The organism is Blautia sp. HCP28S3_G10, assembly GCF_052065235.1.
Classification (GTDB): Bacteria; Bacillota; Clostridia; order Lachnospirales; family Lachnospiraceae; genus Blautia_A.
This window is the reverse complement of sequence record NZ_JBQHUL010000009.1, coordinates 12,516-32,775: the sequence shown is the minus strand read 5'-3', so window position 1 is coordinate 32,775 and position 20,260 is coordinate 12,516. Positions and strand designations below refer to the sequence as shown.

The 20,260-nt window shown below is 42.9% G+C and carries 16 protein-coding genes and 1 tRNA gene; 2 read left to right on the top strand and 15 right to left on the bottom strand.

What is annotated here, in order from left to right; all coding sequences use genetic code 11:
* The first annotated feature begins 346 nt into the window (after nucleotides 1–346).
* Entirely contained in the window at nucleotides 347–1,216 is an 870-nt protein-coding gene (locus tag ACTNB8_RS05760) for a homocysteine S-methyltransferase family protein (protein ID WP_441053066.1), read from the top strand.
* Between the two features lie 93 nt (nucleotides 1,217–1,309).
* Here ACTNB8_RS05760 and ACTNB8_RS05755 read toward each other — a convergent pair whose 3' ends face one another.
* The 9 genes from ACTNB8_RS05755 to glgB form a co-directional block, all read right to left on the bottom strand.
* Nucleotides 1,310–2,446 (bottom strand): DUF362 domain-containing protein, encoded by a 1,137-nt coding sequence (locus ACTNB8_RS05755; RefSeq protein WP_441053064.1) that lies wholly within the window; start codon nucleotides 2,444–2,446, stop codon nucleotides 1,310–1,312.
* Nucleotide 2,447: 1 nt separating this feature from the next.
* On the bottom strand, nucleotides 2,448–4,076 hold the full coding sequence (gene ptsP, locus ACTNB8_RS05750; protein ID WP_441053062.1) for a phosphoenolpyruvate--protein phosphotransferase: 1,629 nt from the start codon (nucleotides 4,074–4,076) through the stop codon (nucleotides 2,448–2,450).
* A gap of 21 nt (nucleotides 4,077–4,097) precedes the next feature.
* Nucleotides 4,098–5,129, bottom strand: coding sequence for a polyamine ABC transporter substrate-binding protein (locus ACTNB8_RS05745; protein ID WP_441053061.1), 1,032 nt, complete (start codon nucleotides 5,127–5,129; stop codon nucleotides 4,098–4,100).
* Between the two features lie 61 nt (nucleotides 5,130–5,190).
* Entirely contained in the window at nucleotides 5,191–5,973 is a 783-nt protein-coding gene (locus ACTNB8_RS05740) for an ABC transporter permease (RefSeq protein ID WP_296157387.1), read from the bottom strand.
* Nucleotides 5,970–6,824, bottom strand: coding sequence for an ABC transporter permease (locus tag ACTNB8_RS05735; RefSeq protein WP_441053059.1), 855 nt, complete (start codon nucleotides 6,822–6,824; stop codon nucleotides 5,970–5,972). Before ACTNB8_RS05735 ends, ACTNB8_RS05740 begins: the two co-directional genes overlap by 4 nt.
* Nucleotides 6,817–7,899 carry an ABC transporter ATP-binding protein gene (locus ACTNB8_RS05730; RefSeq protein ID WP_441053057.1) on the bottom strand — a complete coding sequence of 361 codons (1,083 nt, stop codon included), beginning with the start codon at nucleotides 7,897–7,899 and terminating at the stop codon, nucleotides 6,817–6,819. Before ACTNB8_RS05730 ends, ACTNB8_RS05735 begins: the two co-directional genes overlap by 8 nt.
* A gap of 92 nt (nucleotides 7,900–7,991) precedes the next feature.
* Nucleotides 7,992–9,344 carry a peptidase dimerization domain-containing protein gene (locus tag ACTNB8_RS05725; protein ID WP_441053055.1) on the bottom strand — a complete coding sequence of 451 codons (1,353 nt, stop codon included), beginning with the start codon at nucleotides 9,342–9,344 and terminating at the stop codon, nucleotides 7,992–7,994.
* Between the two features lie 52 nt (nucleotides 9,345–9,396).
* Nucleotides 9,397–9,469 (bottom strand) — tRNA-Thr (locus tag ACTNB8_RS05720).
* 108 nt (nucleotides 9,470–9,577) lie between these two features.
* On the bottom strand, nucleotides 9,578–11,791 hold the full coding sequence (glgB, locus tag ACTNB8_RS05715; protein WP_441053054.1) for a 1,4-alpha-glucan branching enzyme: 2,214 nt from the start codon (nucleotides 11,789–11,791) through the stop codon (nucleotides 9,578–9,580).
* Nucleotides 11,792–11,975: 184 nt separating this feature from the next.
* Between glgB and ACTNB8_RS05710 the strand changes: the two genes are divergently transcribed.
* Nucleotides 11,976–12,950, top strand: coding sequence for a carbohydrate kinase family protein (locus ACTNB8_RS05710; RefSeq protein WP_441053052.1), 975 nt, complete (start codon nucleotides 11,976–11,978; stop codon nucleotides 12,948–12,950).
* 79 nt (nucleotides 12,951–13,029) lie between these two features.
* On the opposite strand, the gene ACTNB8_RS05705 is transcribed toward ACTNB8_RS05710, so the two are convergent.
* The 6 genes from ACTNB8_RS05705 to yajC form a co-directional block, all read right to left on the bottom strand.
* Entirely contained in the window at nucleotides 13,030–14,193 is a 1,164-nt protein-coding gene (locus ACTNB8_RS05705) for a phosphoglycerate dehydrogenase (RefSeq protein WP_441053050.1), read from the bottom strand.
* The gene (gene serC / locus ACTNB8_RS05700; RefSeq protein ID WP_441053048.1) at nucleotides 14,193–15,275 is read right to left on the bottom strand and encodes a 3-phosphoserine/phosphohydroxythreonine transaminase; all 1,083 of its coding nucleotides are present in this window, start codon (nucleotides 15,273–15,275) and stop codon (nucleotides 14,193–14,195) included. The genes ACTNB8_RS05705 and serC overlap by 1 nt, the downstream gene beginning before the upstream one ends.
* Nucleotides 15,259–16,953 carry a biosynthetic-type acetolactate synthase large subunit gene (gene ilvB / locus ACTNB8_RS05695; RefSeq protein WP_441053046.1) on the bottom strand — a complete coding sequence of 565 codons (1,695 nt, stop codon included), beginning with the start codon at nucleotides 16,951–16,953 and terminating at the stop codon, nucleotides 15,259–15,261. Before ilvB ends, serC begins: the two co-directional genes overlap by 17 nt.
* 13 nt (nucleotides 16,954–16,966) lie before the next feature.
* Nucleotides 16,967–18,640 (bottom strand): dihydroxy-acid dehydratase, encoded by a 1,674-nt coding sequence (gene ilvD, locus ACTNB8_RS05690; RefSeq protein WP_296156735.1) that lies wholly within the window; start codon nucleotides 18,638–18,640, stop codon nucleotides 16,967–16,969.
* A gap of 29 nt (nucleotides 18,641–18,669) precedes the next feature.
* On the bottom strand, nucleotides 18,670–19,755 hold the full coding sequence (leuB, locus tag ACTNB8_RS05685) for a 3-isopropylmalate dehydrogenase (RefSeq protein WP_441053045.1): 1,086 nt from the start codon (nucleotides 19,753–19,755) through the stop codon (nucleotides 18,670–18,672).
* A 193-nt stretch (nucleotides 19,756–19,948) separates the two neighbouring features.
* A complete protein-coding gene (gene yajC, locus ACTNB8_RS05680; RefSeq protein ID WP_441053044.1) occupies nucleotides 19,949–20,254 on the bottom strand; it encodes a preprotein translocase subunit YajC in 306 nt (101 codons plus the stop codon).
* Nucleotides 20,255–20,260: the final 6 nt, after the last annotated feature.

Below are 20,260 nucleotides of genomic sequence, written 5' to 3'. Positions count from 1 at the left end.
CTGTCGGAGACCGGTTTTCTTTAAAGAATTATATTGTCGCAATTATTCGCTTTTACCAGAAAGATCCATCTTCTGCATCAACAATAGAGTCCTCTTCTATATCTGCCAGAAGTTCCTCTCCTGATGAATATTCTGCAATTGACAGTTTCTCATCGATCTCCCTGAAATACTTTCATAGTTTCTTCTCCGCTTGTTACTGTTCACTCCGTTCACAGCAACCTGGTAAAATATGTTCATTGCTATGGTGTCATCATCATGCTATAATAGGAAAGTCATAAGCATTTTTCAGAACGCGGAGCTTATAAAGCTATATTATATATTTTCATCAAGGAGGCAACATACTGATATGACAAAAGAAGAATTTCGTAAACTTACCGAAAATATCCTTCTTCTGGACGGTGCCACAGGATCTAACCTTATGGCCAGCGGAATGCCCAGAGGAATCTGCACAGAGACATGGGTTATTGAACATAAGGACGTTATTCAGGACCTTCAGAAATCCTATATACAGGCCGGATCGCAGGTAATCTACGCGCCCACTTTTGGTGGAAACCGTATAAACCTTATGAAACACGATCTCGCTGACCATATTGAGGAGATCAACCGTACACTTGTTGGTTACTCGAAAGAGCTTGCAGGAAACGGTGTTTATGTAGCCGGAGACATCACAACTTCGGGTTCATTTATTACTTCTGACGGGGATTACACCTATGATGACGCATTCAAAATGTACCAGGAGCAGATCCGCCTGCTGGCTGATGCGGGAATTGATCTGATTGCCGCTGAAACAATGATCAATATCGAAGAAACTCTTGCAGCTGTAGATGCCGCATCTTCTGTATGTGATCTTCCAGTCATGTGTACCATGACTGTAGAGGCAGACGGAAGTATTTTCAGCGGTGGAAATGCTGTTGAGGCTGCTGTTTCACTGGAAGCAGCCGGAGCTGATGCAGTAGGTATCAACTGTTCTGTAGGTCCGGACCAGCTTGTGTCTGTAGTAAGAAATATCAAAAAAAATGTTTCTATCCCTGTAATTGCGAAACCAAATGCAGGTATGCCGACTATCAACGAAAACGGTCAGGCAGTATACAGTATGAAAGCTGACGAATTTGCATCTTATATGAAAGTCCTCATTGACAACGGTGCATCTGTTGTGGGGGGATGCTGTGGAACTACTCCCGCATTCATTAAAGCACTTCACGACACAATCTGCTAGAAACGTGCGCTAATGAGCGTATACAAAAAGAGAACTGTTCCAGGTCAGTACAAATCAGACCAGAGACAGTTCTCTTTCTTATTTTGTTTCGTTTTATTTTACCCTGATTGCTTTCTCAGGGCACATTTCCTGACAGCAGAAACAGCGGATACATTTTTTGTAGTCATAGGAGGGAGGATTTTTACGACCCCTGCGGAAATTGACCGCTTTGTCCGGCACCGGACAGCTGTTGACGCAGATTCCACAACAGACACATTTATTTTCGTCAATATATGGTTTCTTCTGAAAAATATTCAGGGCTTTTGCCAGACGTTCCCAGCCTCCATGACGGATCACCTTACGATCTACGTCAAAATACGGATTTCCAAACTGGGCAACTGCATCATTCAGCGTTATTTCGCCCTCAGGCGTCACAAGTTCGATCTGCTCTTCTGACCAGGTTCCAAGTCCCATTTTTTCTCCGTGGTAATTTGTCGGAACAAGCTGCGGTTTCAGATGAATCAGGCGGCAGAATACACTGTCCAGTGCCACAGGATCCTCTGACATCAGCATCACATTCATAGGAACCGGTTCTCCAGATCCAGGCCCATTGCCTTCCATGGCTACAATCCCGTCCATAATATAAAGTCTTGGCTTCACATACTGGTTCAGATCTACCAGCATTCTTGCAAAACTGTCTGCACTGGGATAATGTGTATGTCCTTTCGCCTTATGAAATCCATAAATAAAACCATAACTGTTTTTGACTGCTCCTGTAATGCGTTCCAGAGCATGTGTTTTCATTTTACATATGGAAATCACACAGTCTCTTTCCAGCAGTTCCTCCGGAATAATAAATTCTTTTGCCTGGATACCCTCCGGATATTCTACTTTTGTACCTTTGGAATAATCAACTGCCGGTATGTTCAGTTCTTCAAGATAGGTATCCATTCCGGTTCCATGAATGACTTTTGATGTACTGCCGTTTCCACAGGAATCAGCAAGTATAATATCTTTATAACCTTCTTCCCTGAGGATTCGTGCAAACATACCCACAACTGCCGGATGAGTAATCACAGCTCTGTCAACTTCTGCTTTTTTCAGAAGATTCGGTTTCAGAAGAATAGCTTCTTCTTTATCAACAAGAGACTGAATTCCTCCAAGAAGTTCCAACCCTTTTTTCAGGCTGTTATAAACAATTTCTTCCCTGTAAGAATTACAGGGAAGAAGAATGACTTTGCTTTTTTTCATATTAATCCTCTATGGTGCCCAGATTTGTTTCTCTTATGGCTTTGCGTACAGGAAGTATGCACGCAGGCACTACAGAAAGAAAATCGACACCCATTTTCAGGAAAATTTCTGTAAGATCTGTGTCTGCTGCAATTTCACCACAGATACCTACTTTTTTTCCTTCCTGATGTCCGGCCTCTACAACCATCTGGATCATACGCAGTACTGCCGGATGGTGATCGTTATATTTATCCTTGAGAAGCGAATTCTGACGATCCATTGCCAGGGTATACTGAGTCAGGTCATTTGTTCCTATACTCAGAAAATCCACTCTTTTCGCAAGTTCCTGGCTGATCATTACAGCAGCAGGTGTTTCAATCATAATACTTGTCATGATGTCTTTGAACGGAATTTCCTTTTCCCTCAAACCAGCCTTGACTTCCTCTGTCAGTTTTTCGATCTCATCCATTTCTTCTTCAGAATCAATCATCGGATACATGATAGCAAGATTACCATAAGCGCTTGCCCGGTAAATGGCACGTAGCTGTGCCCTGAACATTTTCTGCCGGTCAAGACAAAGTCGGATACCACGGTTGCCCATGATTGGATTCGTCTCTTCCGGAATATTCAGATAAGAAGCCTGTTTATCAGCCCCTAGATCTGCGGTACGGATCACCGCCAATCGATCACCCATTGTTTCGGCAAGCATCTTATATGCATGGTACAGTTCGTTCTCACGCGGATAGTTTTCCCTGCCGAGATACTGGAATTCGCTTCTGAGAAGACCGATGCCGGAAGCACCATAAAATGACACACTGCTAAGATCATTCATATTACCGATATTTGCATAGAGTCCAACATTATGACCATCAGCTGTAACATCCTTCTGATTCTTGAGTTTCAGAAGCTCTTCCTTTTCTTTTCTGTCTGCCTCAAGACGAATCTGGTATTCCTTACGGATTTCATTATCAGGATTCAGATAAAGTGTTCCTGTATATCCATCTACGATTGCAGTCATTCCATCCCACTCATCATCAACGGGGATATCTACAATTGTTGGAATCTCCATTGTCTTCGTCATGATTGATGCATGTGAGACTGTAGATCCGTGATGCATGACCACCGCAAGAAGTTTGTCCTTGTCCATCTCCATGATCTCTGTTGGAGAAAGTGATTCCGCAACAAGAATTACCGGTTCTTCTCCAAGATTGATACGCAGAGACGCTCCGCCAAGGATCTGTATCAACCGTGCTGATATTTCCTGTATATCAGAAATGCGCTTACGGATCACCGGCTCCTGCAGATTACGGAACGTATCAACAAGTTCATCACGATTAGTCATGACCGCATATGCAGCATTGACCTTCTCATTTGTAATGCTGCTCACGATCGCATTCTGAAAACTTCCTGTTTCCAGGAGCTTTGCCTGTCTTAAAAAATTTTTTGCCTCATTTTCATTCAGCATACGGTTGGCTTCATAAAGTTCATTGAGTTTCCTGATTGCCTGCTTCCGTGCCACCTGAAAATCAGCAATTTCTTTCTTAATGTTACTTACCAGACACTGTCGTATCTGATATTCTCCTCTGCTGTAATACAGAATTTTTCCGATGGCTATTCCTGAAAAGGTGGATACACCTTTATAAATTTCCATCTTGTCTACCCCCTGTCAGTATCAGTCGCAGGCAGCTTTAAATTCCGTCCAGTTTTTATTGTACTGTTCCTCTGCCTCTGCACTGACGTTTTCGACAGCTGAACCTTCTGTTACTGTATCAGGAACTACAAGATCCTGATTTTCAAGAAGGGAATCTGCTGCTTTGTTTGTACAATAATATCCGATGTAATCAAAACATTTGGCTGCGTTCTCCGGCTGAAGAATATAATCCACAAACTGGTATGCTTCGTCTTTGTCAGGTGCCTGGCTCGGAATGAACATTCCCATAACACCAAAACCAAGTCCTTCTTCCGGATATACCACTTTAAGATCCGGATTTTCCTGAAGTGCAGTTGTTACCTGTGAAGTATAAAGGAAAGCAACGCTTGCCTCTCCGTTAAGCAGTGAATCCTGTGTATTGTCATCCTGGATCAGACGTACATTCGGAGCAAGTTCCAGAAGTTTTTCTCCTGTTTTCTTAATATCGTCCACGTTCTGATCGTTGAAGTCCTGACCAAGTGCAAGGTTTGTGATTCCATTGATCACACGGTAATTGGCTGTCAGTGCAATACTGTCTTCCAGAGATGGATCCCAGAGGTCATTATATCCTTTGATATCAATATCAACCATATCCGGATCATAAACGATCAGCGGAATTCCGGCACCGTAAGGTGTAGTGTATTCGTCATTCGGATCATAGAACTGTCCCTGATAAAGAGGATTGATATTGTCCCAGCCTGAAAGCTTGGATTTGTCAAGTTTCTCTACAAGGCCTTCTTCAATAGCAGTCTGAATGATATAGTCATCTGCAACAACCACATCATAATCTCCGCCTTTAGCCATGGAAAGTTTTTCAAGCATTGTTTCATCAGTATCAAAATTAGAATAAACAACCTTGATTCCTGTTTCTTCTTCAAATCCATCCAGAACTTCCTGAGGGAACATGTTTTCCCATGTGTAGAGTACAAGTTCTTTGGAATCTGCACTGACAGATACTGCCATTGCAGGTACAACCATTGCTGCGCACAGAGCACATACCACTAATTTTTTCATAATATTTGTCCTCCTTATATTAAACGCTCTCTTCAAGCATTCATATCATATTTAGTATATCTTACTTTCGTTCTGTTGAAAAGTGTTTTATCAGATTGTACACCAGAAGAATCAATATGGTCACTGCAAGCATGATCGTACAGAGAGCATTGATCTCCGGTGTAACTCCTGTCTTCAGCTGTGTATAAACTTTGATCGGCAGTGTGGAAAGCCGTGGTCCGTTAATAAAGATACTTATTACCACATCATCCATGGACATCGCAAACGCAAGGAGTGATCCGGAAAGTACTGCCGGCATGATAAGCGGAAGTGTAATGTCCCAGAATGCACGAATCGGTCTTGCCCCAAGATCTCTTGCAGCTTCTTCAAGAGACGGATCCATTCCCGCCAGCCTTGCCTTCACCTCCATGAGAATATACGGTACACAGAAAACGGTATGCCCGATGAGAAGTGTCAGCATGCCGAAAGGCAGATTCATCATATAGAAAAAGGCCATCAGTACCATACCAAGAATAATCTCCGGGATCATCAGCGGCATAATGGAAATATATTCAAGAATTCCTTTTGTCTTCCAGTGGATCCTTGAGAGTCCTACTGCTCCAAGGGTTCCGATCACAGCCGAAACCAGACAGCTGACCACTCCAAGGAAAAGACTGTTTCCAAGTGCTTCCAGGATGGCATCATCATGGATCAGCTCCTGATACCATTTCAGGGAAAATCCAGTAAACCTTACCGGAAGTTTTGATTCATTAAAAGAAAATACAATGACAACCGCTATGGGCAGATACATCAGTACAAAAATAAGTCCAAGGTAAAACCCGGAGAGTTTTGAATTCTTTTTCATCCCACACCCTCCAATTCTTTTGCATTTGTGATCCTGCGATAAAGAAGGATCATTAGTGTCGTAAGTATCATAAGCACCACCGCAAGCGCAGCTGCAAACGGCCAGTTATTGACCCTTGTCATCTGCTCCTGGATAAGGCTTCCCACAAGTACGATCTTATTTCCTCCAAGAATGTCTGCTATAAAGAAAAGCCCCATAGAAGGAATGAATGTTAGAATCACTCCTGAAAGAAGTCCAGGCAGAGTCAGTTTAAATGATACTGTCCAGAATGCCTTAAATGGGCTTGCTCCCAGATCTCTTGCAGCTTCCACCAGTGACCAGTCCAGTTTTTCCGCACTTGAATATACGGAAAGAATCATAAATGGCAAAAGCACATAAATCATGCCGACAACGATCGCAGGGTAACTGTACAGGATCCTCAGAGGTTTTTCAATAATCCCAAGACTTTTCAGCACGTGATTCAGAAGACCTTTCGTCTGGAGAATAATCATCCAGCCATAAAGACGAATCAGGGAATTTACCCAGAACGGCAGCATCAGAAAAATCATGGCACGTTTTTTCCATTTTTCGGAAAGTTTTGCCATAAAATATCCAAATGGATAACCAATCAGACAGATGATCAGTGTACTTGTTACTGCCAGCTGAAAAGATCCTGCAAAAGTATTCATATATACGGGATCCAGGATTTTCCTGTAGTTTTCCAGTGTAAAGATCCACTCTACTCCGTGACCTGCCCTTGGTTTTGCAAAGCTTATCGCAAACATATAGATAAGTGGGCCTGCAACAAAAACCAGTGTAAAAATATATAAGGGCAGTATCATCCAGACAGAGCCGGATCTCTGCTTACGCATTAGGCACCTCCCTGTCCACCAGAACTGCATCTTCTGCTGCAAAAGAGCAGCTGACTTTCTGACCTGGCTGTACCCCCGCATCAATTCCGTAGCGGCTTGCAATAATCTCAGTATCATCCTGAAGCTTCAGAACGACACGAAGCATACCGCCTGCAAAACTTTTCTCAACTACTTCTGCCGGAATTCCTTTCGTTCCTGTCTCGTCCAGATGAATGTTTTCACTTCTTACTGCAAGTGTCACACTTTCCCCTCCTTTTACTGTAGGTCCGTCATTGAATACCGGAACTGTGCCGCCCGAAACTTTGATATTTACAATGTTTTCTTTGGAGCTTTCTGCAGTACCCTTCAGAATATTTGAGTTTCCGACAAAAGTTGCCACATAACTCGTTTTCGGATGATTATATATCTCATCCGGTGTTCCTATCTGTTCAAATTTACCATTATTCATAACCGCAATCCTGTCTGACATGTTGATTGCTTCTTCCTGGTCATGAGTAATATAAATAAAGGTGATTCCTAGTTTTTTCTGAAGTTTCTTAAGTTCGATCTGCATGGCGCGACGAAGCTGAAGATCCAGTGCCCCAAGAGGTTCATCAAGGAGAAGGACTCTTGGATTGTTTACCAAAGATCTGGCAATCGCAACTCGCTGTTTCTGACCTCCTGAAAGTTCGGACGGTTTTCTTTTTTCAAATCCCGGAAGCTGCACCAGTTCAAGCATTTCCGTAACTTTTTTACGTATCTCAGCTTTGGGGATTTTTTTCAGTTTCAGACCGTATCCAATATTGTCTGCTACATTCATATGCGGAAACAATGCGTAATTCTGAAAAACTGTGTTCACATCTCTTTCCTCAGGGGCCAGTTCTGTTACGTCTTTTCCCTCCAGAAATACTTTTCCTGAATCAGGCATCTCAAGTCCTGCTACAATACGTAGTGTGGTTGTCTTGCCACAGCCTGAAGATCCAAGAAGTGTAATAAATTCGCCCTTGTCGATGGTGAGGCTGATTCCCTTCAGAACAGATTCCTCTTTTGTAAATGATTTCGTGATATTATTTAATTCCAAACATACTTCTGCCATTCTGTCTTCTGTCTGACCTCCTGATGTTTTGATTTTATTTATATGGAGATTCCGTCTTTCTCCATTATTCCTACTGTATTAATGTGTTAGTATTATAACTGATTCTGCACATATTGTATATATTCATCTTTACTGAAATATGGTTTAAAATTACTTGTAATTTCTTCAGCTTTTCTACCATTATCTTTCAGAAGTTTATATAGAGTCAGTGCAGTCAGCTTCGCCGGAAGAATATAAGCTTTCTCCGGATCTGTGATTCTGAAATCCGTACCATGAAGTTTTCCCTCAAATCCTCTGAAGGTAAAATTGACAACCGGAAGCAGATGACTCAAGTCTCCCACATCTGTACATGCATTGTTAAAGTCGCCGTCTTTTACCATTCGATAATCCAGTTCAAGTTCCTCTGCTGCTTCTGTCAGCACATCGTCTGCCTTTCTTGGAATGATCGGCATGTAGCCCTGAAGAACTTCCCTCTCAATTTTGCCGCCAAACGCATAGGCCGCTCCATCATAAGCACGGTTCATCATATCCATGATTTCTTTTATTTTATCCAGTGAAGCTGCACGTACCTTCGTTTCTACAACTGCTTCATCGGGAACGCTGTTGATCACATCTCCAGCCTTACGGATCACATTATGAAGACGGACATGATCTTCTTCCCGGAAAGTCTCCCGCATCATTCCCATCATATTAATGGCGCTGGTAGTGATGCTCAGGGCATTGACTCCATTCCATGGGTCTATGGCTCCATGGGCTGCTTTTCCTCTTACGGTAACTCGTTCTGCAGTATATCCGTTGCAGGCAGGATTTCCCAGATAAAAATCTTCTTCTACAGGTACCATATGCACATGTGTCGTCATTGCGATATCTGTTTTGTCAAAAGCACCCGTCCGGATAAGCTCACTTTTGCCACAGCAGAACTGGATTCCCTTCTCTTTCAGACGAAGTCTCTTGTCAGCATCTATATATTCTTCTGCCGGAACTGCCATAAAAGTAAGTGAACCTGACATTTTTTCACGTACTGCAGGATCTGCCATAGCTATGGCAGTACCTATCATGGCAGCCATCTGTGCATGATGTCCACAGGCATGTGCCACTCCTGTAGTCGGATCTGCTTTTGGATGCGTGCGGCAGCCTATAGCATCCATCTCTCCGATTACCGTGATATTGGATCCGGTTTTTGGAGCGAACTCTGATGCGGATTTTTTCTCTGTGCGGGTTTCCGGATTCATATCGGCTTCACCGCTTACACCTGTCAGGGCAAGTCCCTCTGTCACTTTATATCCGAGATATCTCAAAAAATCTGCTGTTTTTGCAGCTGTTCTTGTTTCTTCATATCCAGGCTCCGGATGTGCCTGAATATCTTCAGCAAAAGAAATGATTTTTTCCCTGTTTGCATCTATCAGCTGAATGATTCTTTGTTCTGTATCATCCACTGGCTTCATCTCCTGTTGTATATATTATAAAAAAAGTCTCTGAACAATTCAGAGACTTTAAAGCTGAAAATGGGACTCGAACCCACGACCCCTTCATTACGAGTGAAGTGCTCTACCAACTGAGCTATTTCAGCCTGCGCTTACAGCACAAGTATATTATACTAGATTTTTATGAAAAATCAAGAATAATTATAAAATTCAAACAAATTCTTCTAATGCCGCTGCGCTAAACAACAATCTGGTCAGACAGCCTTCTTTGCTGCCGGTCTGGCAGCCGCTTTTTTCTTTGCAGTAGAAACTCTCGGTTTCTTTGTCGTTGTTTTTGACGGTTTTTTCTTCACAGGAGAAGCAGCTGCCTCTCTCTTTTTGACTGGTGTGCAGGAAAATACAGCCACACCAAGAGCCGGGATTTTGAATTTAACAGAGAATTCTCTCTCATCACATTCTTCCTGTCTGCTGGTCTTTGCTCTCGGATTGACAACTCCCTCACCGCCATATTCTTTACGGTCTGTATTAAAGATTTCCTTATATTTGCCGTAGAACGGAACACCCACCTGATAATCCATATACGGAACAGCCGCAAAATTACAGATCACAAGAAGAGTTTCCTCCGGCTTCTCGGTCTTACGAAGAAAAGTCAGCACATTCTCTTCATATTTCATAAGCTGAATCCACTCAAAGCCATCATAATCATCGTCCATTCTGGACAATGCCGGGTGTGTACGATACATTTCATTAAGGTCATGAATAAATCCTACCAGACTCTCGGGAAGTTCTTTGCCAGGCGCCATCATCTTTGCCCCGGGATGAACCATCATGTAAGCATAGGCAGCTCTGATCTGCGCCAGTTTCTGCGCCTCGTCTCCAGGAAGTTTCTTCATAAATTCTTCTACATTACCCACATCACGGCAGCCAAGCGTCAGCACATAATGTTCACAATATGCATACAGCATGGAAAGTGTCAGCTGATCGTGCACATACTGTCGTTCAATCGGATCTTTGGAAAGATATGCCACAAAATCTTCTGTCCAGTTATTATTCCATTTGTAATCAAATCCCACATGATCATTTTCAACAGAATCAGTAAGTTCCGGCCAGAGACCATCCTCCTGTGCGATCAGAATAGCACCTGGAACTTTTTTATTCACTATGGAAGTGAGATGTTTCAGAAATTCCACTGCTGCAAGATTTTCATTAGTTCCATAAATATTCGGTTTCCACTGACCATATTCCCTGCCATAATCCAGATAAAGCATGGAGTCCACGTCGTCAAGTCTCAGTCCATCAAAATGGAATTCCTCAAGCCAGTAAAAAGCATTTGCAAGAAGGAAATCCCGGACCATGGGACTGTCATAATTGTAAAGGTAAGTTCCCCAGATCGGGTGAATTGCCATAGACGGATCCGGGTTTTCATAAAGTGGTGTTCCGTCAAATTTCTCCAGGCTTTCTTCATGACGCGGGAAATGTGCCGGTGTCCAGTCAAGAATCACGCCTGTTCCATTTTTGTGAAGTTCGTTGATCAGAGTTTTCAGCTTATCTGCCTTTCCAAATCTTCTGGTAACTGCATAATATGCAAATGTACCATACTCCCCGTCTTCTTCATTGAGATATTCCATGACAGGATGAAGTTCCACATGAGTATAATTCAGTTTCTTTGCAAAATCAGCAAGCTCTTCCGGAGTATCCCAGTCTTTCAGAGATGTCTCATAAATGGATACAGGTTCTTTGCGGCTCTTAAATTTAACACGGTTTTTCATCCAGTCAGAATCTTCCCATGAATAAGCAGACGGCTCTGTGATAACAGAAGCTGTTGCCGGCGGCATCTCAGTACAGTTTCCATACGGATCGGTCTTCATCAGCACTGCACCGCCTTTAATCTTTATCTGGTATTTATAGAGATCTCCCGGCGCTGCGCCCGGAACAAAAAGTTCAAAAATTCCGGACATAGGCATTCTGTGCATTGGATGACGCCTTCCGTCCCAGTCATTAAAATCACCGACTATGCTTACCTGAACTGCATTCGGAGCCCATACTGCAAAGGAAGTTCCTTTTACTCCGTTTATCTCTGTAGCATGTGCGCCAAGTTTCTCATACGCATGATAATAAACACCTGCGCAGAAGGCTTTTTCTTCCTCTTCGGTGATCTGCCCCGGGAAAGCATAAGCATCTTCCTGCTCTGTTGTTTTACCGCTCTTTGTTATGACAAACCGATAAGACGGGATTTTTCTTCCGGGGATCATTGCTGCAAAATATCCCGCCTCATCTTCCTGCTCCATGGGATATTTTTTAGTCCCGATAAGTACTTCAGCTTTCTCTGCCTCTGGAAAAAATCCCTGTATCAGTACACCATCTTTTGTCAGCTTCGGTGCCATAACATCTTTCGGTGATGCTTCTTCTCCGTAAACAACTGCCTCAATTCCGGGCCAGTCCATATATTCATACGCTTTGCTGCTCATATTATCAGCCTCCAATCTCTGGTAAACTGCTATTGTCTCCAACAACAGTAGGTTTTGTAATCAGTTTATCATTTTTTATCCTAAAAATAAAGAATATACTCAAATTTGTTTGACAAAAGCATCTGTCTGATATAAATTTAAAGCAGTGTTTTATTCATATTTTTACTCAGGAGGTTTATTTAACATGGAAAACAAGTTATTTGATGTAACCGCTCTTGGTGAACTGCTTATCGACTTTACTGAAAACGGTACCAGTTCTCAGGGAAATCCTCTAATGGAGGCGAATCCGGGTGGAGCTCCCTGTAATGTGCTTGCCATGCTTGAAAAACTGAACAAAAAAACAGCTTTCATCGGCAAAGTCGGTAAAGATATGTTCGGTACACAGCTGAAAAATGCGGTAGAAGAAGTCGGTATTGATACACGCAATCTTATCATGGATCCCGTTTATCACACTACTCTGGCATTCGTTCATACATATCCGGATGGAGACAGAGATTTCTCTTTTTACCGTGACCCTGGTGCTGACATGATGCTTACCAAAGATGAAGTATCAGAAGATTTGATCCGTGCATCTCGTATCTTTCATTTTGGAACTCTTTCTTCCACTCATGAAGGTGTACGCGAAGCGACAAGACATGCCATTGACGTTGCAAAAGAAGCCGGAAGTATTATTTCTTTTGACCCGAATCTCCGCCCTCCGCTTTGGAAATCACTGGACGACGCCAAAGTTGAGATTGAATATGGAATGGGCAAATGTGATATCCTGAAAATTTCTGATAATGAAGTAGAATTTATGTGCGGTACTACAGATTACGACAAAGGTGCTGCAATGATCATGGAAAAATACAGCAATATCACTCTTGTTCTCATCACAATGGGAAAAGACGGCAGCCGTGCCTATTACAGGGATATGATCGTGGAGGCAGCTCCTTTCCTTCAGGAAAATACCATCGAAACTACAGGAGCAGGTGACACTTTCTGCGCAAGTGCACTGAATTATGTTCTTGATCACGACCTCGAGAAACTTACAGCTGACAATCTGAAAGAACTTCTCACCTTTGCAAATGCAGCTGCATCACTTATCACCACACGCAAAGGCGCACTTCGTGTAATGCCTTCCAGAGAAGATGTGCTGACATTTATCGAAAGTCGTAAATAGTTTTTTAAACTTCAAAAATCCCGAACATTTCTGTCCGGGATTTTATTTTTTTCAGAATTATACAAAACCTGATATCATTTTATTTAATTACGCGAACCTTGGATACACCTTCAATCGCCCTAAGCTCGTCCAGTGCTTCTTTTGATGCAGCACTTTCAAGATCAATGATCGTATAAGCATAGCTTCCACGGCTCTTGTTTGTCATATCTGCAATGTTCAGGCCTTCGCTTCCGAGGATCTTTGTGAACTGGCTGATCATGTTCGGAATATTTTTGTGGCAGATGGTAATACGGCCTACTGCTACACATGTTCCCATATCGCAGTTCGGGAAGTTGACAGAGTTTTTGATATTTCCGTTTTCGAGGAAATCTCTTACCTCTTTTACCGCCATAACTGCACAGTTTTCTTCGGATTCCTCTGTAGAAGCACCAAGATGTGGTGTTACAAGAATTCCAGGTCTTCCTGCTACAAGTGGATTTGCAAAGTCAGTTACATATTTTTTGACTTTTCCGTTGTCGAGAGCTTCAACAAGAGCTTCTTCGTCAACAAGAAGGTCTCTTGCAAAGTTCAGAAGAACAACTCCGTCTTTCATCTTTGTGAAAGCTTCTCTGTCAATCATTTTCTTTGTGTTGTCACTGAGCGGTACATGAATAGTGATATAATCACACTGGCTGTAGATTTCATCCAGTGATTTGCTGTGTTTGATTGTTCTGGAAAGATTCCATGCAGCATCAATGGAAATGAACGGGTCATATCCGTATACTTCCATTCCCAGATGTGTAGCAGAGTTTGCTACCATTGCACCAATGGCACCAAGTCCGATAATACCAAGTTTTTTACCGCTGATCTCGCATCCTGCAAACTGTTTTTTCTGTTTTTCAGCAAGTTTGTCGATGTGTTCTTTATCTTCTTCATGAGCAACCCATTCAATACCTCCTACGATATCACGGGAAGCCAGAAGCATACCTGCAAGAACAAGTTCTTTAACACCATTTGCATTTGCTCCAGGTGTATTGAATACAACAACACCCTGATCTGCGCATTTGTCGATCGGAATATTATTTACACCTGCGCCGGCACGTGCAATGACTTTGACATTTTCCGGAAGTTCCATGTCATGCATCTTTGCGCTTCTTACAAGAATCGCATCTGCATCATTTAATTCTTCTGTCTGTTTGTATTCATCTCCAAACAGGCCAAGACCTGTCTGGGAGATTGGATTGAGGCATTTATACTGGAACATTATGCATTTTCCTCCTCGAATTTCTTCATGAATGCAACAAGTGCTTCAACACCTTCTTTAGGCATTGCATTATAGATACTTGCACGCATACCTCCAACTGTTCTGTGGCCTTTCAGGTTTACAAGACCTGCTGCTTTTGCTTCTTTTACGAATTTTGCATCCATGTCTTTGTCTCCTGTTACGAAAGGTACGTTCATAAGAGAACGGGAAGCAGGCTCTACTGTTCCTTTGAACAGTTTGCTCTGATCCAGATAATCGTAGAGGATTTTTGCTTTCTCAATATTTCTTCTCTGCATTTCTTCAAGTCCTCCCATAGCTTTCAGCCATTTGAAGACTTTGCCGCAAACATAGATGCAGTATGCATTTGGTGTATTATAAAGAGAACCTGCATCTGCGTGTGTTTTGTATGTAAGCATGGTTGGTGTACCAGGAAGAACATCTTCTGTAATAAGATCCTCACGGATAATTGCGATTACCATGCCTGCAGGTCCGATATTTTTCTGAACACCACCGTAGATGATGCCGTATTTGGTAACATCAACCGGCTCAGAAAGGAAGCAGGAAGAAACATCTGCTACCAGTGTTTTACCTTTTGTGTTCGGAAGTGTTTTGTATTTTGTTCCGTAGATTGTATTGTTCTCACAGATGTATACATAGTCTGCATCCGGGCTGATCGGAAGGTCACTACAATCAGGAATGTAAGAGAATGTTTTATCCTCGGAAGAAGCGATCTTGTTAACCTTTCCGTATTTCTGGGCTTCCAGGTAAGCTTTCTTTGCCCACTGTCCGGTAACAATATAATCAGCTACTTTGTTTTTCATCAGGTTCATAGGAATCATGGCAAACTGCTGTGATGCTCCTCCCTGAAGGAAAAGTACTTTGTAGTTGTCAGGAATATTCATCAGATCTCTTAAATCCTGCTCTGCGTCATCGATGATTTTCTGGAATTCAGGGCTTCTGTGGCTCATTTCCATTACTGACATTCCTGTGCCCTGGTAATCCATCATCTCGTCTGCTACTTCTTTCAGCACAGGCTCCGGCAATACAGCCGGTCCTGCAGAAAAATTATACACTCTGCTCATTGTTCTTCATATCCTCCTCATCAAAAACATCATCAAGATTAGCCCCTGCAGGCACCATCGGGAATACACTGAGATCCTGATCGATCCAGCAGTCAAGTACCACAGGTCCGTCACTGTTAAGTGCTTCCTTCAGCACAGGTTCAACTTCTTCCATCTTTGTAATGCGGATGGCTTTTGCTCCCATACCCTCAGCAATTTTTACAAAATCCACTGCATCATTGAGAACTGTATGTGAGTATCTCTGTCCATAAAACAGGGTCTGCCACTGACGAACCATACCAAGTACATGATTGTTCATGACAATCTGTACAAGAGGTTTACCACAACGTACAGCGGTCGCGATCTCGTTCATGTTCATTCTGAAACAGCCGTCTCCTCCGATGTTGACAACAATTTTGTCCGGACGGCCCATTTTGGCACCGATTGCTGCACCAAGTCCGTATCCCATAGTTCCAAGACCCCCTGATGTCAGGAATGTTCTTGGTTCTTTGTATTTATAATACTGGGCTGCCCACATCTGATGCTGTCCAACATCAGTGGAAATGATCGCTTCACCGTTTGTAAGCTCATAAAGCTTCTCAATAATATATGGTCCTGTCAGCTGACTGTGGTCATAATTAAGCGGATATTTTGCTTTCATTTCCTGGATGTGTTCGATCCATTCAGGATGCGGCATTTTCTCTGGAAGAAGTTCCAGAATTCTGCGGAGACATTCTCTGACATCTCCGACAACAGAAGCGTCTACCTGAACATTCTTATTGATTTCAGCTGCATCAACATCTATCTGAAGGATCTTCGCCTGTTTCGCAAAAGTTTTTGCATTTCCGGTAACACGGTCACTGAACCTTGAGCCAAGTACGATCAGAAGATCACATTGGGTAACTCCAAGGTCTGAAGTCTTTGTTCCGTGCATACCGAGCATTCCGGTGTAAAGGGGATCTTCTCCTGAAAAAGCGCCTTTTCCCATAAGACTGTCACATACCGGAGACTGAAGTCTATGTGCAAGATCTGCAATTTCTCTGGAAGCTCCGGAAATTACACAACCACCTCCGACAAAAATAAAAGGTTTCTGTGATGCTTTTATCATTTCAACAGCCTGACTGATATCTTCTTTTGTAATTGTCTCGGTCTCGCGGTTAATAGTTGCAGGACGACGTGGTGTATATTCACACGGTGCTGCTGTCACATCTTTTGTCACATCTACAAGGACAGGTCCCGGACGACCACTTTTTGCTATACAGAATGCACTGCGGAGAGTGTCTGCCAGTTTAGTGACATCTTTTACAATATAACTGTGTTTTGTTACAGGCATTACAATACCTGCAATATCTACTTCCTGAAAAGAATCTCTTCCCAGGAGTGCATTTCCTACATTACATGTGATAGCTACTACAGGAACGGAATCCATGTAAGCAGTTGCAATACCTGTTACAAGGTTTGTTGCTCCCGGTCCGGAGGTTGCAAGACATACACCGACTTTTCCGGTAGCCCTTGCATATCCGTCAGCCGCATGTGACGCACCCTGTTCGTGAGAAGTCAGCACATGGTTGATTTCATCACTGTGTTTATAAAGAGCATCATAGACATTGAGAATCGCTCCGCCCGGATAGCCGAAAACGGTATCCACGCCCTGCTCTTTCAGACACTCTATAATGATCTCTGCACCTGTAAGCTGCATGATAGGTTCCTCCTTATTTTGCCTTTGGTACTTCAAGGATAGCCCCTCTGTTTCCTGATGTTACCATTGCAGCATATCTTGCGAGATATCCTGTGGTTACCTTTGGTTCACGAGGCTGCCATTTTTCTTTTCTTGCTTTCATTTCTTCATCAGAAACTTTTACTTCCAGTTTCAGATTTGGAATATCAATACTGATGATATCGCCTTCTTCTACCAGGGCAATCGGTCCTCCTACAGCTGCTTCCGGTGAAACATGTCCGATAGAAGCACCTCTGGAAGCTCCGCTGAAACGTCCATCTGTAATAAGAGCAACAGATGAGCCAAGACCCATACCAGCAATCGCAGAAGTAGGATTCAGCATTTCTCTCATTCCAGGGCCGCCTTTCGGTCCTTCATAACGAATGACTACAACATCACCTGCAACAATCTTTCCGCCCTTGATTGCTGCAATAGCATCTTCTTCACATTCAAATACTCTTGCAGGTCCTTCATGAACCATCATTTCAGGGACAACTGCAGAGCGTTTTACCACACCTCCATCCGGTGCAAGATTTCCCTTCAGAACTGCAAGACCGCCTGTCTGGCTGTACGGATTATCCAGTGGACGGATAACTTCAGGGTTCAGGTTTACACAGTCTTTGATGTTCTCACCGACTGTCTTACCTGTTACTGTCATACATTCTGTATGGAGAAGTCCTTTTTTGTTCAGTTCATTCATAACAGCGTATACACCGCCCGCCTCATTGAGATCTTCCATATAAGTCGGACCTGCAGGAGCCAGATGACAGAGGTTCGGAGTTTTTTCGCTGATCTCATTTGCAAAACTGATATCAAAATCCATTCCGATCTCATGTGCAATTGCCGGCAGATGAAGCATACTGTTTGTGGAACATCCAAGTGCCATATCAACAGTAAGAGCATTGAGAATTGCTTCTTTTGTCATGATATCTCTCGGACGGATATTTCTGCGATACATTTCCATAACCTGCATACCTGCATGTTTTGCAAGACGGATACGCTCTGAATATACAGCCGGGATAGTTCCATTTCCACGAAGTCCCATACCAAGTACTTCCGTAAGACAGTTCATGGAGTTTGCTGTATACATACCTGAACATGATCCACAGGTCGGGCATGTTTTATTTTCAAATTCTGTAAGTTCATTTTCGTCAATTTTTCCTGCTGCATAGGAACCAACTGCCTCGAACATACTGGAAAGACTTGTTTTGTGACCATGGATATGTCCCGCGAGCATCGGACCGCCGCTGACAAATACAGTAGGAACATTGATCCTTGCTGCTGCCATCAGAAGTCCCGGAACGTTTTTGTCACAGTTCGGAACCATTACAAGGGCATCAAACTGGTGAGCCATTGCCATAGCTTCTGTGGAATCTGCGATCAGATCTCTTGTCACAAGAGAGTATTTCATTCCGATATGTCCCATTGCGATACCGTCACAAACTGCGATAGCCGGGAATACGATCGGTGTGCCGCCGGCCATGGCAACACCCTGCTTTACAGCTGCTACTATTTTATCCAGGTTCATATGACCCGGTACGATTTCATTATAGGAACTTACGATACCTACCAGCGGACGTTCCATTTCTTCTTTTGTGAGGCCAAGAGCATTAAACAGTGATCTGTGCGGTGCCTGCTGTGAGCCTGTTTTTACTGCGTCACTTCTCATTTCTGTATCTCCTTTTTACTTTATACGGTTCAGACCGCTGCTGCGATCAGATCTCCCATTTCTTTTGTTCCGACAGCTTTGCATCCGTCTGACATGATGTCACCTGTGCGGTATCCATCTGTAAGGACTTTCTGTACTGCCGCTTCTACTGCATCTGCCTCTTTATCCAGATTAAGTGAATAACGGAGAAGCATTGCAGCAGAGAGAATTGTAGCGATCGGGTTTGCCTTGTTCTGTCCTGCGATATCAGGCGCTGAACCATGGCTTGGTTCATAAAGACCAAATTTCGTCTCATTCAAACTTGCGGAAGAAAGCATTCCGATCGATCCTGTCACCATGCTGGCTTCATCAGAAAGGATATCACCAAACATATTCTCGGTAAGAATAACATCGAACTGTCCCGGATCATGGACAAGCTGCATTGCACAGTTGTCAACCAACATATGTTCCAAGGTTACTTCCGGATAATCCTTTGCAACTTCCTCAACAACTTTTCTCCAGAGTCTGGAAGAGTCAAGAACATTTGCCTTGTCAACACTTGTAACTTTCTTTCTTCTCTTCATAGCAATATCAAATGCCTTGATGGCAATTCTGCGGATTTCATTTTCATTATAAGAAAGTGTATCAATTGCTTTCTTTACACCATCTTCTTCGATTGTTTTTCTTTCTCCGAAATAAAGGCCACCGGTAAGCTCACGGACAATGATCATGTCAAATCCGTCTTCACCGATCACTTCTTTTTTAAGGGGGCATGCTTCTTCGAGTTCTTTATAAAGATATGCAGGACGGAGGTTGGCAAAAAGGTTAAGTGCCTTACGAATTGCCAGAAGTCCTGCTTCCGGACGTTTGGATGGTTCCAGTTTATACCATGGAGAAGTCTTTGCATCTCCACCGATGGAACCCATCAGAACAGCATCTGAAGCTTTACAGGTTGAAATGGCTTCTTCCGTAAGAGGTACTCCGTGAACATCAATGGATGCTCCGCCCAGAAGGACCTCTGAATATGAAAATGTATGATGATATTTCCGGCATACACTGTCCAGAACTTTTTTTGCTTCAGCAACAATTTCCGGTCCGATTCCGTCACCTGGAATCAGTGCAATCTTATATTCCATTTTACGATTTCCTCTCTCTGCAGATAATTTTTTGACTGCAAAGTCCTTTCCTTTGGGTATCGTTATTATAATAACGCACTTTTATTTACTTTTCAACCCTTTACTACGTAAAAGTTATAGAGTGCTTACACAGTTGTTTATAAAAAAAAGAAAGTGTCATGCATTTCTACACAACACCTTCTTTTATTTACAGTTATGCAGACGCCTGTTCTGCCTTCTCCACTTCTGCAATGGCCTGTTTTCTCATGGGGATACGGCAGTTTTTGTTATTGCCGAACTCAACGATCACATCTTCTTCTGTCATATCGATGATCACGCCATAAAAGCCTCCTGTTGTAACAATACTGTCGCCAACTTCCATGCTGTTCAACATTGCCTGAAGTCTTTTCTGTTCTTTTTTCTGAGGACGGATCATCAGGAAATACATTACTCCGAAAATAACAACCATCCACAGAATCATCATACCCATACTTGCGGTACTGCTTGCTGCGCTGTTCATTTGCGA